Here is a 14,497-nt window from a genome sequence, read left to right as displayed (position 1 = left end):
GGGCGCGTCGCGTCGCGTCCGGTCATCCCAGCGAGAAGCCGCCATCGGTCGTGAGCACCTGGCCCACGACCCAGGATCCGGCATCGCTGCAGAGCCAGGCGATCAGCCGGGCGGGATCCTCGATACGGCCCACGCGGCCGAACGGCGTGGTCGGCAGCCAGGCGAGGTGCTCCGAGAGGTCGCGATCGGTCGTCTCGGGATCGAGGTATCCGGTGTTCACCGGACCGGGATCGACCGTGTTCAGGACGAGGCCCACCTCGAGCAGCTCGGCGGCGACCGTGCGGGTGATGCCCGCGAGCGCGGCCTTGCTCGTCGCGTAGGCGACCTCGCCGCGCATCGCACCGTGCGCCTGACCCGAGGTCATCCAGATCACGTGACCGGTCGGCGCCGAGAAGGGTCCGAGGCTTCCGCCGCGGTCCCCGGGCCGGGCTGCGACGGCATCGTCGCCTCCGAGCTCCCGTCTGCGGCGCCGCGCGAATCCCGCGGTGAGCAGCAGGGAAGCGCGCGCGTTGGCCTGCCAGTGCGCGTCCAGCCGGTCCGGCGTCATGTCGTAGATGCTCCCGTCCGTGCCGCTCATCGCCTGGTTGCAGACGAGGATGTCCAGGTGTCCGGTGAGGGCGGTGGCCGCGTCGAGCAGGGGCTCGATCGTGTCGGGGGCGCGAAGATCCGCCGACCGGTCTCCGAGCCGGGCGCCCGGCGCCTGCACGGCGCGGACGCCCGCGCGCACCTCATCCAGATCATCGGCCCCTGTCGGCTGGGCGAGGTCGTGCGGACGGTAGTGGTGAAGGAACACGTCGGCGCCGAGCGCTGCGAGAGCGGTCGCGACGCCGTAGCCGATTCCGCGCCTTCGGGAGACGCCCGTGATCAGCGCGGTCCGGCCGGTGAGCGGGCGCGTCTCCGCGGCGGACGAGGGGGCAGAGGCAGAAGAGGGCATGGCGATGACTTTCCGATCGGAGGGAGGCCGCGTCACGGTCGCGCATGTCAGCGGCGGCGGCGGCGGGGAGAGGATCCGGGTCATCGGCATTGCATGTGGCCCACCCTGCCAGAGCGGATCGGGAACGGCAAGCGCCGGGCGCCGTACCGCACCCGATGCCGTGCGTCAATGGGGTGGCCGCCCTGCGCCGCGCGCGCGAGGCTGATCGCATGTGGACACTGCTGATCATCCTGCTCATCGTCTGGCTCGGGCTCTCGATCCTCGGCTTCGTCGTCAAGGGCCTGGTCTGGCTCGCCGTGCTCGGGATCGTGCTCTTCCTCGCGACCCTCGTGATCGGGCTGATCCGCGGCGCCCGCAACCGCACCTGAGCAAGCGCCGCTAGTCTGGCGGCATGATCTACGAGCACCTCGGGGCTCGGCCCCGCATCCACGACACGGCCGTCGTGGCACCGTCCGCCGTGATCTCGGGCGACGTCACGGTCGGACCGAACTGCCAGGTGCTGCACGGTGCGGTGATCACGGCCGAGGGCGGTCCGATCACCCTCGGGGAGCACGTGATCGTCATGGAGAACGCGCTCATCCGCGCCACCGCCGCGAACCCCGTGCACATCTCCGACCACGTGCTGGTCGGACCCATGGCGAGCATCTCCGGAGCGACGATCGCCGAGGAGGTCTTCCTCGCCACCGGCACCAGGATCTTCAACGGCGCCGTGATCGGCGAGCGCAGCGAGGTGCGGATCAACGCGGTCGTGCATCTGCGCACCACGCTCCCTCCGGAGTCCGTCGTGCCGATCGGCTGGGTGGCGGTCGGCGATCCGGTGCGGATCCTCTCGCCCGAGAGGCACGAGGAGATCTGGGAGGCCCAGCACGAGCTCGATTTCCCCGGCTACGTGTTCGGCGTGGACCGCTCGACGCCCGACCTCATGGTGCAGCTGACCGAGCGCTACGCGCGCTCGCTCGCCCGCCACAGCGACGACCGCGCGCTCTGAGCGCCGACGCCGCACCTTACGCTCCGAACGAAGGGATCGCTGTGCCCGAACAGCCGACCGGGGGTCTCGTGCGCCCCGACGTCTCCGTGTCCGACGCCGTCGCCATCGCCCGCGAGCACTGGGGCATCACGGCCACCGCGTCCGAGCTGGGCAGCAACCAGGACCGCAACTTCCTGCTGACCGAGGCAGACGGCACCCGCAGCGTGCTCCGCGTGGACAATCCCGTCTTCCCCGACAGCGCGCGCGATGCACAGCACGCCGCGCTCGACGCCTACCGCCGCGCCGGAGTCGCGGTGCCGGCCGCCTTCCCGGGCCGGGACGGGTCCCTCACCCAGCGCTGGCGGGGGCTCTCCGTGCGGCGCAGCGCCTTCGCCGAGGGCGAGCCCATGGTCGACGCCGGCTACTTCGCGCCGGTCGTGCTGAGGGAGTTCGGGACGCTGGCCGCCGCCTCGGTGAACGCGCTGTCGGCGCTCGCGCATCCCGGACTCGACCGCGCCCACATGTGGGACATGCGGGTCGCGGCGGACGAGGCGCGCGGGCTGCTGCCGTCGATCGAGGACTCCGCGCTGCGCCGGCGGGTGGAAGGGACGATCGTGCAGGCGGAGCGGCTGCTCGCCGCCGTCGCCGCGCAGCTTCCCGTGCAGGCCGTCCACGGCGATCTCACCGACGACAACGTCATGGGCGAGCACGGCGACGACGCCCGCCTGCACCCGCGCACGGTCCTGGACCTCGGTGATCTCGCGCTCGGCTGGCGGGTGGCGGAGCTCGCGGTGTGCGCGTCGTCGATGCTCCATCACGAACCGGAGCGCCCGCTGCGGGTGCTCGAGACGATCGTCGCCTTCCACGCCGACGCACCGCTCAGCGAGTCCGAGGCGCGCGCGGTCTGGGCGCTGATCGTGCTGCGCGCGGCCCTGCTCGTGGCGAGCGGCTGGCGCCAGCTCGAGATCGACGGCGGCAACGACTACGCCCGGGAGCGGATCGCGGGCGAGCAGGCGATCTTCGACGCGGCCACGGCGGTGCCGCTCGCCGAGGCGACCGAGCTCGTCCTGGACCGGCTGGGCTTCGCGGCCGCCGCACCGCCCGCGCCGACGTCCGCAGGTGCCCCTCTGGCCGCGCTGCTTCCCGGGTTGGAGGGCGAGGTCGCGATCCTCGACCCCGGCGTGGAGTCCGAGGACCTGGCGGCGGGGGCCTGGCTCGAGCCCGATGCCGAGCGGGCGCTCGTGCGCGCGGCGTTCGCCGGGGGAGCGGCCGCCGCGGTCATGCCGTACGGCGTCTACCGGCTCACCCGCACGCGCGTGGACAGTGCGGACGCGGTGCCGACCTGGCCGCTCGCGACCGCGATCCACCTCCCCGCGGGCGGGCGCCTGCTGATCACCGCCCCGGTCGCCGGGCGGATCGAGGGATCCGGGTACGGCATGGTACGGATCTCGTTCGGCGACGGCTGGGTGTGCGAGATCCACGGCGCCGAGTCCGCCCCCGACCTCGGCACGGAGGTCGAGACGGGCGACGGCGTCAGCTGGCTCCCGGAGAGCGAGACCGAACGGACCCTCGTGGTCTCGATCCTCCGCCGCGACGCCCCGGGGAAGGTGCCGACGGTCGACGACGCGCCGCTCGTGCTGCCCGAGGTCGTCCCCGCGTGGCGCCGGTTCAGTGCCGACCCGGCGCCCTGGCTCGGACTCCCGGCGCTTGCCCAGGCCGACGAGGCTCCCGCCGAGCTCGCCCGCAGAGAGCGCATCTTCGCGAGCGCGCAGGAGCGGTACTACGAGCGTCCGCCGCAGATCGAGCGCGGCTGGCGGCACCACCTCGTCGACACGACGGGGCGCGCCTACGTCGACATGGTCAACAACGTCACGGGGCTCGGGCACGGGCATCCGGGCGTCGCGGATGCGGTGAACCGGCAGATCCGGATCCTGAACACCAACTCCCGGTTCCTGTACCGCGAGCTCGCCGAGTACAGCGAGCGCCTGCTCGCCCTGCTGCCGGACGACGCCCGCGAGGGCAGCGCCGATCGCGACGCCCTGGACACGGTCCTGCTCGTGAACAGCGGATCCGAGGCCGTGGATCTGGCCCTGCGGGTGGCGCAGGCCGCCACCGGACGGAAGACCGTGGTGTCGCTGCGCGAGGCCTACCACGGCTGGACGATGGCCAGCGACGCGGTGACCACCAGCGCCTACGACAACCCCGATGCGCTCGCCACGCGCCCGGACTGGGTGCACGTCGCGGACGTGCCCAACCTGTTCCGCGGCACCTACCGCGGCGAGGGCGCCGGCGCGAGGTACGCCGCCGATCTCGGCGCGGACCTCGACCGGCTCGCCGAGGAGGGGCGGCCCATCGCGGCGTTCATCTGCGAGTCGGTGCTGGGCAACGCGGGCGGCGTGCTGCTGCCCGACGGCTATCTCGCCGACGCGTACGCCCGCGTGCGCGCGGCGGGAGGCCTCTGCATCGCCGACGAGGTGCAGGTCGGGTTCGGTCGGATGGGATCCTCGTTCTGGGGCTTCGAGCAGTCCGGGGTCGTTCCCGACCTGATCACGATCGCGAAGCCGATGGGCAACGGCTTCCCGATCGGCGGCGTCATCACCTCGCAGCGGATCGCCGACGCTCTGGCCGGCCAGGGGCAGTTCTTCTCCTCGGCCGGGGGCAACCCGCTCAGCTGCCGCGTCGGCATCGCGGTGCTCGACGCGATGGCGGCCGAGGGGCTGCAGGAGAACGCCCGTGTCGTCGGCGGACGTCTGGCGGAAGGCTTCCGCGCTCTCGCCGAGCGCCATCCGCTGATCGGACCGGTGCACGGCGAGGGGCTCTACCTCGGGGTCGAGCTCGTCCGCGACCGGGAGAGCATGGAGCCGGCCGCGAGCGAGGCGGCGGCGATCTGCGAGCGGCTCCGGGAGCTGGGCGTCATCGTGCTCACCACCTCCGAGCGCTCGAACGTGCTGAAGATCAAGCCGCCGCTGTGCCTCACGGCCGCGAGCGCGGACTTCGTCGTCGCTGCCCTGGACCGGGTGCTCTCCGAGGGCTGGTGAACGCCTGTCCGGGCTCCGCAGCACGGAGCCCGGACAGGGCGGTCTCACGCCTGCTGGGTCGGCAGGATCACGACCTGTCGCAGGTTGACGTGCGCGGGGCGCGTCACGACGAAATCGACCAGGTCGGCGATGTCGTCGGCGGAGACGGCCTCGATCGCGGCGAACATCGCGGCGAGCTCGGCGGCGAGGCGCTCGTTCCCGATGTGCGTGCCCAGCTCGGTCGCGGTCAGACCCGGTTCGACGTTGGTGACGCGCACGCCGCGCCGCGCGAGCTCGGTGCGCTGCATGGCCGACAGCGCCGTGACGGCGGCCTTCGTCGCCGCGTAGACGGCGTAGTCGGGGAACACCGCGTGGGCGGCGATCGAGGAGACGTTGACGATGTCGCGGACGCCCGTGCCGTCCAGGAGATCCGGAAGCACCGCGCGGGTGACGCGGAGCAGCCCGGTGAGGTTGGTGTCGATCATGCGCTCCCATTCGTCGGCGCGGCCGTCGGCGAGAGGGTTCGGCAGCATCACGCCGGCGGCGTTGACGAGGAGGTCGACGCGGCCGAGCTCCGCGTGGACGCGGTCGAGCGCTGCGGAGACATCGGCGTCGGAGGTGACGTCGGCGGGCACGGGCAGGATCCGCCCGGCGGACGCGACAGCGGACTCGGCGACGGCCTGGAGGCGGTCCTCGCGCCGGCCGACGACGGCGACGGAGGCGCCGAGGGCCGCGAGGTGGGCGGCGATCGCCGCGCCCATGCCGCTGCCGGCACCGGTGACCAGGGCGATGCGTCCGGAGAGGGGAAGGGAGGATTCGGTGTTCATGGGGCCAGCCTCCCGGCGCCCTCGGGCTCGCGGAACGCCCCGGTGAACCTGGGTCCGGCAGGACCACCCTCGTGCGACGGTGCCCGGTGATACTGGGAGCATGACATCCGAGATCGGCGACTTCCTCCGCGCCAAGCGGGAGCGCATCGCGCCCGAGGAGCGGGGCCTGCCGGCCGGCGGCCAGCGCCGTGTGCCGGGGCTGCGCCGCGAGGAGGTCGCCCTGCTGGCCGGGATCAGTCCCGACTACTACGTGCGCCTGGAGCAGGGCAGGGCGCGCGCCGCATCCGACCAGGTGCTCGATGCGATCGCGCGCGTGCTCGCCCTGGACGACGTCGAGCGCGGTCATCTGCGGCTGCTCGCCCGCCCGGCGCCGGCGACCGCCGCGCCGGACCCGGCCGCCCCGCGTTCGGGGCTGATCGCCCTGCTGGAAGCGATGCCGCAGGTCCCCGCCTTCGTGCTCGGGGCGGGGATGGACGTGCTCGCGACGAACCTGCTCGGCGAGGCGTTGATCGCCCTGCCCGCGGGTCCGCGCAACATGGCCCGTCACGTCTTCCTGGATCCGACCTCGGCCGACTACTACCCGGAATGGGAGAAGGTCGCCAGGGAGACGGCGGCGCACCTGCGCCGGATGGTGGCGCTGCTGCCCGGCGATCGGGCGATCACCGCGCTCATCGGCGAGCTCACGATCTCCAGCGCCGACTTCGTCCGGATCTGGGCGCGGCAGGAGGTCGTCGTGAAGACGCACGGGCACAAGCTCGTCCACCACCCGGAGGTGGGTCGGCTCTCGCTCGACTACGAGACGCTCACGCTGCCCGACGAGCCCGCACAGATGCTGGTCACGTACACGGCCGCCGACGAGCGCACCGGGGACGCGCTGCGCACGCTCGGCTCGTGGGCGGCCACCGGCCCCGCGCACACCGAGGCGCCGGCCCTCGACGGGAGGACCGGCGCCTGAGCCCGGCGTGCGGAGCGCCTCAGATCACGCCCTGCGCGAGCATGGCGTTCGCGACCCGCTCGAAGCCGGCGATGTTGGCGCCCGCCACGTAGTCGCCCGGCACGCCGTAGCGCTCGGCGGCGTCGAACGCGGCCCGATGGATGTCGGCCATGATGTCGCGCAGCTTCTGCTCGCTGTCGTCGAAGCCCCAGCGCTGGCGGGCGGCGTTCTGGCTCATCTCCAGAGCGGACGTGGCCACGCCGCCGGCGTTGGCGGCCTTGCCCGGGGCGAACAGCACGCCCGCGTGCTGGAACGCCGCCACGGCCTCGGGGGTGCTGGGCATGTTGGCGCCCTCGGAGACGGCGCGCACGCCGTTCGCGATGAGCGCCGCCGCGCTGTCCCGGTCCAGCTCGTTCTGCGTGGCCGAGGGCACGGCGATGTCCACCGGCACCTCCCAGACCGAGCCGCCTTCGACGAAGCGCGCGCCGGGCCGGCGCCGCGCGTACTCGACGATGCGGCCGCGCTCGACCTCCTTGATCCGGCGGAGCAGATCCACGTCGATGCCGGCGTCGTCCACGACGTAGCCGGAGGAGTCGGACGCGGTCACCGCGGAGGCGCCGAGCTGCGCGGCCTTCTGGATCGCGTAGATCGCCACGTTGCCGGATCCGGAGACGCCCACCCGCTTGCCGTCGAGCGAGTCGCCGTGCACTGCGAGCATCTCCTGGGCGAAGAACACCGCGCCGTAGCCGGTCGCCTCTGTGCGCACCTGGGCGCCGCCCCAGCCGACGCCCTTGCCGGTGAACATGCCGGACTCGTGGCGGTTGGTGATCTTGCGGTACTGGCCGAACAGGTAGCCGATCTCGCGGCCGCCCACGCCGATATCGCCCGCGGGGACGTCGGTGTGCTCGCCGAGATGCCGGTACAGCTCGTTCATGAACGACTGGCAGAAGCGCATGATCTCGCCGTCGCTGCGGCCGTGCGGGTCGAAGTCCGATCCGCCCTTGCCGCCGCCGATGCCCTGGCCGGTGAGCGCGTTCTTGAAGATCTGCTCGAAGCCGAGGAACTTGACGATCGAGATGTTCACCGAGGGGTGGAAGCGCAGGCCGCCCTTGTACGGTCCGAGCACCGAGGAGTACTGCACGCGGTAGCCGCGGTTCACCTGGAGCCTGCCCTGGTCGTCGACCCACGGCACGCGGAAGATCACCTGCCGTTCGGGCTCGACGATGCGCTCCAGCACTCCGGCCTCGACGTATTCGGGATGGCGCTCGAGCACGGGACCGATCGAGTGCAGCACTTCGTGCACGGCCTGGTGGAATTCGGGCTCGTACGGATCCCGTGCGAGGACGCGGTCGAAGACCGGCTGGGCGAGCGGGGAGAGCGGATGGAAGTCGGTGAGGGAGGGGTCGCTGAGGGTGTCGGTCACGCGGGGATGCCTTCGGGAGGGGGATGCGGAGTGGGGCGCGGGTGATCGTGTCGTGCGCAGACGGCCGGGTACGGCGGAAACCTCACTCTAATACAGCGGATTCCTCACCCCCGTGGTCATGACGGGAATGAGGAATCCGCAAAAAAAGGCTTCTGATCAGCCCGTGTTCTGAAGGCCTGCGGCCACGCCGCTCACCGACAGCAGCAGCAGCCGCTGCAGATCGGGATCGGGTGCCGGTCCTTCCAGAGCCGCTGAGGACCCTTCCGGAGCTGCCGCATCCGAATCACGGAGACCGCGCAGCGCGCGCAGCTGCAGGAGCGAGAGCGCATCCACGTAGGGGCTGCGCATCGCCACCGCGCGCTGCAGGATCGGCTTGTTCTCCAGCAGGCGCTCGCCGCCGGTGAGGCGGATCACCCACGAGCGCGTGAGCTCCATCTCCTCGAGCACCAGGGCGGCGAGATCGTCGCGGTCGCCCAGCTCGAGGTACCGGCGCGCGATGCGCGGATCCGTCTTCGCGAGGCTCATCGCGACGTTGTCGACCATGGTGCGCAGCAGCGGCCACTCCTGGTAGGCGGTGCGCAGCAGCTGCTCGTCGCCCACGGCCTCCAGGGCGCTGCCGAGACCGAACCAGCCGGCGAGGTTGATGCGCGCCTGCGTCCAGGCGAAGACCCACGGGATGGCCCTGAGGTCCTCGAGCGACTCCACGGAGAGACCGCGGCGCGCGGGGCGCGAGCCCAGGGCGAGCAGGCCGATCTCCTCCATCGGGGTGACGGTCGCGAACCACGGCGCGAAGCCCGGAGCCTTCACGAGGGCGAAGAAGCGCTCCCGGGAGGCGCGGTCCATGGTCGAGGCCACCTCGGCGAAGCGGGCGGCCGCGGCGCTGTTGCGCTGCTCGACGCCGGGGGAGGAGGCGAGCAGCGTCGCGGCGGTCACCTGGTCGATGTGCCGCATCGCGATCGCGGGCTCGCCGTAGCGGGCGAAGATGACCTCGCCCTGCTCGGTGAGCTTGAACCGGCCGTCGACCGAGTGCGGTGGCTGGGCGAGGATGGCCGAGTTCGCCGGCCCGCCCCCGCGTCCCAGCGCTCCGCCGCGACCGTGGAAGAGGGTGAGCTCGATGCCCTCCCGCTGCGCCCAGGCGGCGATCTTCGCCTGCGCCTCGTAGAGCGCCAGGTTCGCGGCGACCGGGCCGACGTCCTTCGACGAGTCGGAGTAGCCGAGCATGACCTCCAGGCGCCGGCCGGTCGCGGCCAGCCGCGCGGCGAACGCGGGGTGCTCCACGATCTCGGCGAGGATGCCGGGGGCCGCCTGCAGGTCGGCGAACGTCTCGAACAGCGGCACCACGTCGAGCACCGGCAGGTCGTCGCCGCAGGCGTGCGCGGCCAGGGCGTGCACGTTCGCGAGATCCTGCGCCGACTGGGTGAACGACACGACGTAGCGGCCGGCGGCACGCGGCCCGTAGGTGCGCTGGATCTCCCGGATGGTGCGGAAGACCGCCAGCACCTCCTCGGTCTGCGCGCTCACCGTCCCGCCGTCGCCGGATCCGTCCGGGCGGGCCCCGAGCTCGGCCAGGGCCTTGGCGTGCACCTGGGAGTGCTGGCGCACTTCGAGCTCGGCGAGGTGGAAGCCGTACGTCTCCACCTGCCAGATGAGGTGCTGCACGCCGCCGAAGGCATGACGGTGCGCGCCCGCCGCATCGAGCGAGGACTGCACCACGCGCAGATCGGCGAGCAGCTGCTCCGGATCCGTGTAGCCGCCCTCGTCGCCGCGGCGGGTGGCGTCCACGCGGTGGGCGAGCAGCAGCAGGATACGGCGATGCGGCTCTCCCGGGGAGCGCTTGGCGACCTCGCCCGCCACCTCGGGGTGCGCGGCCTGCAGCGACTCCCACAGCCGCGTCGCCTCCGCCGACGGGGGCGTGCCCTCGGCGTCGAGCGTGAGCGTGCGGCCGATGCGCTCCAGGGCGCGCTCGAGCCCGCGCAGCACGTGGTCTGCGGCGATCGAGGCCGCCTCCCGCGTCACCGCGGCCGTCACGAAGGGGTTGCCGTCGCGGTCGCCGCCGACCCAGGTGCCGATGCGCACGAAGGCGGGCACGATGGGTGCCGAGGATCCCGACTCCTCGCCGCGGAGGACGTCGTCGATGCGGCGGTACACGTGCGGCACGGTGGTGAAGAGCGTCTCGTCGAACACGCTCATCACGGTGCGCACCTCGTCGGTGGGCTCGGGCTTCTGCGCGCGCAGCGGCGCGGTGCGCCAGAGGGTGTCGACCTCTTCGAGCATGCGACGTCGGGCGCGGTGCGCCTCGGCGCCGCCCGGGGTCGCCTCGTCGTGAGCGCTGAGCAGCTCGGCGAGGCGCCGGATGCTCGAGGACACGGCACGGCGGCGCGCCTCGGTCGGGTGCGCGGTGAAGACGGGGTGGAAGCGCAGGCCGCTCAGCCGGCGACGGGCCTCCTCCTCGCCGACCTCGGCGATCAGCTGCGCGTAGGCGCCGGCGACGGTGTCCGTCCTGCTCTCGCTCCCGGTGCCGGTCGAAGGCTCCGGACGCTCGCGCAGCACGCGCACGCGCTGGTGCTCCTCCGCGAGGTTCACGAGGTGGAAGTAGGCGGTGAATGCGCGGGCCACCTCGTCCGCCCGCTGCACGGAGAACTCCTCGGCGATGCGGGTGGCGCGATCGAACGCCTCCGAGGACTCGTCGGTGTAGGCCTCGATCGTGGCCTGGCGCAGGCGCTCGACGTCGTCGAACAGATCGTCGCCGCCGGATTCGCGCAGAACCTGGCCGAGCAGTGCGCCGAGCATGCGCACGTCCGCGCGCATCGCCTCGGGCAGCTCGCGCCCTGCCTCGAACCGGCCGACGATGCGGATGGCTTCGGTATGGGTCGTGTCGGGGGTCACGGTTCGAGCGTAAACCGACGCCGCGCGCCCGATGACCAGCGTGACGGCGTGCGCGCCACGGTATGCCATTCGTGCCCGCCCGCCCTCGTGGCCGCGTGCGACCGCGCGATACGGTGGAGGGGATGAGTCGTCCGAGCCGCCTTCTGAGATCCGCCCAGTTCCCCGCGATCCTGCTGCTCGCGGCCGCAGGGCTCGGTCTGCTGCTGGCCAACCTGCCTGCGCACGACGCCGTCGCCGGGATCCTCGACGCGCACCTGGCCGTGCCCGGCACGGGCCTGGATCTCTCGATCGCGCACTGGGTCTCCGACGGCGTGCTCGCGATCTTCTTCTTCGTCGTCGCGCTCGAACTGCAGTACGAGCTCACGCGCGGCGAGCTGAACAGCGTCCGCGCCGCGATCCAGCCCGCGATCGCCGCGGCCGGCGGGATCCTCGTCCCGATCGCGCTCTACCTGCTCATCGCGGGGAGCGGTCCGAGTGCGACGGGCTGGCCGATCCCGACCGCCACCGACATCGCCTTCGCCCTGGGCGTGCTGGCGGTCTTCGGGCGGGGGCTGCCGTCGGCCGTGCGGGCGTTCCTGCTCGCGCTCGCCATCCTCGACGACATCGTGGGGATCGTGTTCATCGCGGTGCTGTTCGCGCACGGGCTGGATCTGGTGCTGCTCGCCCTCGGCCTGGTGGCCGTGGTCGTGTTCGCGGTGCTGAGCCGTCTGGTGCGGCGCGACGGCTGGTCGCGCCCGGTGCTGATCGTGCTCATGGTGATCGTCGGGGTCGTGGCCTGGGGGCTGTTCGCCGCCTCCGGCGTGCACGCGACGATCGCCGGCGTGATGCTGGGGCTCGTGATGGCGCCGCGGGCCGCCGATCGCACGCGCCACGTGCTCGAGCCCTGGGTCAACGGGCTGGTGCTGCCGCTGTTCGCGTTCGTCGCCGCCTTCGTGGTGATCCCGCAGGTGCCGGTCTCGGCGCTCTCCCCGGCGTTCTTCGCGATCCTGGTGTCCCTGCCCGTGGGCAAGCTGCTCGGCATCTCGCTGTTCGGCCTGGTCGCGCAGCGGATCCGCCCGGCCGGGACGCCGCCCGCGATCCGCTTCCCGGACCTGCTCGCGGCAGGCGCGCTCGGCGGCATCGGCTTCACGGTGTCGCTGCTGCTGGCGAACCTCGCGTTCGCCGCCCACCCCGACGTGCGCGACGAGGCCATCCTCGCGGTGCTGCTCGGATCCGTCATCGCGCTCGTGGTCGCCGCGATCCTGGTCTCCTGGCGCGCCAGGGCGCACCGCGCCGCCGGCGATGCCGAGGGAGAGACCGAGCCGGACGAGGACGACGAGGAAGAGGAGCCCTGGAGTGAGCGCTGAACCCGAGCCTCCGTCGCGGCCGGATCCGCTCCGCGCGGCCGCCGAGGTCATGCGGCAGGTGCGTGAGAAGTGCGTGTGGTCGCAGGCCATGACGCACCGGGAGCTCGTGCCGTACCTGGTGGAGGAGTCGGCCGAGCTCATCGACGCCGTGGAGCGCGAGGACCGTGCGGAGCTGCGCGAAGAGCTCGGAGACCTGCTCTGGCAGGTGCTCTTCCACGCGGCCATCGCGGCGCAGGATCCGGACGACCCGTTCGACATCGACGACGTCGCCCGCACGCTCACCGAGAAGATGACCCGGCGCCACCCGCACGTCTTCGGCGATGCGGTCGCCCGCACGCCCGAGGAGGTGCTCGTGCACTGGAACGCCGCGAAGGCGGCGGAGAAGCGCGAGCGCCGCAGCGTGCTGGACGGGATCCCGCCGGGGATGCCCGCGCTCGCCCGCGCGCAGAAGATCCTGGGCCGGGCCGCCAAGGTCGGTGCCGGGATCAGCGGATCCCCGGCCGCGGACGCCTCCGCGTCGGAGGAGGAGCCGCCGCCCGCGATCGTCGGACCGACGCCGGCGCCCGCGCTCGATGACGCGCCGGTCGACGAGTCCGCGCTGGGCGAGCGCCTGCTCGAGCTGGTCGCGACGGCCCGCGCGCACGGCTGGGACGCCGAGCGCGCGCTGCGTGAGCGGGTGCGGATCCTGGAGGACGAGGTGCGCGCTGCCGAGGCGGGGAACTGACGTCGAGGCGCGATGTTCGCTGCGGATCGGAGCGGACACCGCTCCTCGAACGCCGCACAGGCGGGCGTGACGGACCTGGAACAATGGTCACGTGGCAACGGTCAATCCTCCGCGCGGGATGCGCGACTTCCTCCCCGCCGACAAGGCGCGTCGTGAGCGCGTGCTCTCCGTCATCCGCGAGCGCTACCGCGCGCACGGGTTCGACGAGATCGAGACGCCCGTGGTGGAGGAGTACGACCGGCTGCACGCCGGGATCGGCGGCGACAACGAGAAGCTGTCGTTCAACATCCTGCGCCGCGGACTCGACGCCGAGGCGATCAGCGCCGCCGCCGAGGATCCCGCCGCCCTCAGCGACCTCGGGCTCCGCTACGACCTGACCGTGCCGCTGGCCCGGTTCTACGCGACGAACCGCGGTCAGCTCCCCGGGGTGTTCCGCTCCATCCAGATCGGCCCGGTCTGGCGCGCCGAGCGGCCGCAGAAGGGCCGCTACCGCCAGTTCGTGCAGTGCGACATCGACATCATCGGCGACGACTCGGCGCGCGCCGAGGCCGAGCTGATCGTCGCCTCGCTCGACACGATCGATGCGCTCGGCCTCACCGGCGGCATGGTGCGCGTGAACGACCGCCGTGCGCTGGACTGGATGCTCGACTCCTTCGGATTCGCGGAGGGCGAGCGCCCCGGCGTGCTCATCACGATCGACAAGCTCGACAAGATCGGGTCCGACGGCATCGTCGCAGAGCTCCGCGAGCGCGGCGCCACGGCCTCCGCCGTCGACGCGTTCGCGGCCTTCCTCCACCGCCCGCAGACCCTCGAGTACAACCCGTACGGCGAGAAGCAGATCCGGAAGGCGCTGCCCGAGAACGCGCCCGACGAGCTCGTCGCCCACCTCGTCGGCCTCGGCGAGGCGGTCGCCGCGGCCCGCCCGTCGACAGGCGCAGAGACCGAGCATGTCATCGACCCGATCCCGCTGCAGTTCGACCCGTTCCTCGTGCGCGGCATGGGCTACTACACGGGCACGATCATGGAGCTCGCGCACCCCTCGGTCGCCTACTCGCTGGGCGGGGGCGGGCGCTACGACGGCATGATCGGGCGCTTCCTCGGGCAGCAGGTGCCGGCGGTCGGGTTCTCGATCGGCTTCGAGCGGATCGTGGATCTGCTCGAGTCGGCCGACGACGCGGCCGGGCAGGCCGTCGTGCTCGTGCACGATGCCGACGTTCCCGTCGCCGAGCTCGTGGCGCACAAGGCCGCGCTCATCGCCGACGGGGCGCGCGTGCGACTGGAACGCCGCACCAAGAACCTGAAGGCGCTGCTGGAGCGTGCCGCGGCCGACGGCTACACGGCTTTCGCGGCCGTGCGCGCGGGCGACGCGTCGGACGCCCTCGAGGTCAAGCCGCTCGCCTGACGACACGCACGTCGCCGGTCGGTCCGCTGCCGGACAC

11 protein-coding genes are annotated in these 14,497 nt (G+C 72.7%); 7 read left to right on the top strand and 4 right to left on the bottom strand.

All coding sequences use genetic code 11. The features are described from left to right. Nucleotides 1–22: 22 nt before the first annotated feature. Nucleotides 23–934: an SDR family oxidoreductase gene (locus tag RL72_RS12635; RefSeq protein WP_045251198.1), complete on the bottom strand. Its 912-nt coding sequence runs from the start codon at nt 932–934 to the stop codon at nt 23–25. Between the two features lie 209 nt (nt 935–1,143). Here RL72_RS12635 and RL72_RS20125 point away from each other — a divergent pair, with 209 nt between their 5' ends. Genes RL72_RS20125 through RL72_RS12620 form a run of 3 tightly spaced genes read left to right on the top strand, consistent with a single transcriptional unit; the run spans nt 1,144 to nt 4,939 of the window. After that, entirely contained in the window at nt 1,144–1,302 is a 159-nt protein-coding gene (locus tag RL72_RS20125) for a hypothetical protein (RefSeq protein ID WP_045251285.1), read from the top strand. 23 nt (nt 1,303–1,325) lie between these two features. Then, the gene (locus RL72_RS12625) at nt 1,326–1,922 is read left to right on the top strand and encodes a gamma carbonic anhydrase family protein (protein WP_045251197.1); all 597 of its coding nucleotides are present in this window, start codon (nt 1,326–1,328) and stop codon (nt 1,920–1,922) included. A 41-nt stretch (nt 1,923–1,963) separates the two neighbouring features. Continuing rightward, nucleotides 1,964–4,939 carry an aminotransferase gene (locus RL72_RS12620; RefSeq protein WP_052674391.1) on the top strand — a complete coding sequence of 992 codons (2,976 nt, stop codon included), beginning with the start codon at nt 1,964–1,966 and terminating at the stop codon, nt 4,937–4,939. 44 nt (nt 4,940–4,983) lie between these two features. On the opposite strand, the gene RL72_RS12615 is transcribed toward RL72_RS12620, so the two are convergent. Then, nucleotides 4,984–5,745, bottom strand: coding sequence for an SDR family oxidoreductase (locus tag RL72_RS12615; protein WP_045251195.1), 762 nt, complete (start codon nt 5,743–5,745; stop codon nt 4,984–4,986). 100 nt (nt 5,746–5,845) lie between these two features. Here RL72_RS12615 and RL72_RS12610 point away from each other — a divergent pair, with 100 nt between their 5' ends. Further along, on the top strand, nt 5,846–6,700 hold the full coding sequence (locus tag RL72_RS12610) for a helix-turn-helix transcriptional regulator (protein WP_045251194.1): 855 nt from the start codon (nt 5,846–5,848) through the stop codon (nt 6,698–6,700). A gap of 19 nt (nt 6,701–6,719) precedes the next feature. On the opposite strand, the gene gdhA is transcribed toward RL72_RS12610, so the two are convergent. Continuing rightward, nucleotides 6,720–8,102: an NADP-specific glutamate dehydrogenase gene (gene gdhA / locus RL72_RS12605; RefSeq protein WP_045251193.1), complete on the bottom strand. Its 1,383-nt coding sequence runs from the start codon at nt 8,100–8,102 to the stop codon at nt 6,720–6,722. Nucleotides 8,103–8,258: 156 nt separating this feature from the next. After that, nucleotides 8,259–10,988, bottom strand: a complete 2,730-nt coding sequence (locus RL72_RS12600; RefSeq protein WP_045251284.1) for a phosphoenolpyruvate carboxylase — start codon at nt 10,986–10,988, stop codon at nt 8,259–8,261. Nucleotides 10,989–11,110: 122 nt separating this feature from the next. On the opposite strand from RL72_RS12600, the gene nhaA reads away from it, so the two are divergent. The 3 genes from nhaA (at nt 11,111) to RL72_RS12585 (ending at nt 14,460) form a co-directional block, all read left to right on the top strand. Further along, nucleotides 11,111–12,334: a Na+/H+ antiporter NhaA gene (gene nhaA, locus RL72_RS12595; RefSeq protein ID WP_045251192.1), complete on the top strand. Its 1,224-nt coding sequence runs from the start codon at nt 11,111–11,113 to the stop codon at nt 12,332–12,334. Nucleotides 12,335–12,383: 49 nt separating this feature from the next. Beyond that, a complete protein-coding gene (locus RL72_RS12590) occupies nt 12,384–13,058 on the top strand; it encodes a MazG family protein (protein ID WP_248700471.1) in 675 nt (224 codons plus the stop codon). Between the two features lie 118 nt (nt 13,059–13,176). Next, nucleotides 13,177–14,460, top strand: a complete 1,284-nt coding sequence (locus tag RL72_RS12585; RefSeq protein ID WP_045251190.1) for a histidine--tRNA ligase — start codon at nt 13,177–13,179, stop codon at nt 14,458–14,460. The last annotated feature ends 37 nt before the right edge of the window (nt 14,461–14,497 follow it).

This window comes from Microbacterium azadirachtae, from assembly GCF_000956545.1.
Taxonomy (GTDB): Bacteria; Actinomycetota; Actinomycetes; order Actinomycetales; family Microbacteriaceae; genus Microbacterium; species Microbacterium azadirachtae.
Note: the sequence above shows the minus strand (reverse complement) of the source record. Positions and strands in the feature narration are given on the sequence as shown.

What these genes read in the sequence shown, in the direction of transcription:
- RL72_RS12585 (WP_045251190.1), top strand. Translation starts at nt 13,177, where the DNA reads ATGCGCGACTTCCTCCCCGCCGACAAGGCGCGTCGTGAGCGCGTGCTC.
- RL72_RS20125 (WP_045251285.1), top strand. Translation starts at nt 1,144, where the DNA reads ATGTGGACACTGCTGATCATCCTGCTCATCGTCTGGCTCGGGCTCTCG.
- nhaA (WP_045251192.1), top strand. Translation starts at nt 11,111, where the DNA reads ATGAGTCGTCCGAGCCGCCTTCTGAGATCCGCCCAGTTCCCCGCGATC.
- RL72_RS12625 (WP_045251197.1), top strand. Translation starts at nt 1,326, where the DNA reads ATGATCTACGAGCACCTCGGGGCTCGGCCCCGCATCCACGACACGGCC.
- RL72_RS12590 (WP_248700471.1), top strand. Translation starts at nt 12,384, where the DNA reads ATGCGGCAGGTGCGTGAGAAGTGCGTGTGGTCGCAGGCCATGACGCAC.
- RL72_RS12635 (WP_045251198.1), bottom strand. Translation starts at nt 934, where the DNA reads ATGCCCTCTTCTGCCTCTGCCCCCTCGTCCGCCGCGGAGACGCGCCCG.
- RL72_RS12610 (WP_045251194.1), top strand. Translation starts at nt 5,846, where the DNA reads ATGACATCCGAGATCGGCGACTTCCTCCGCGCCAAGCGGGAGCGCATC.
- RL72_RS12615 (WP_045251195.1), bottom strand. Translation starts at nt 5,745, where the DNA reads ATGAACACCGAATCCTCCCTTCCCCTCTCCGGACGCATCGCCCTGGTC.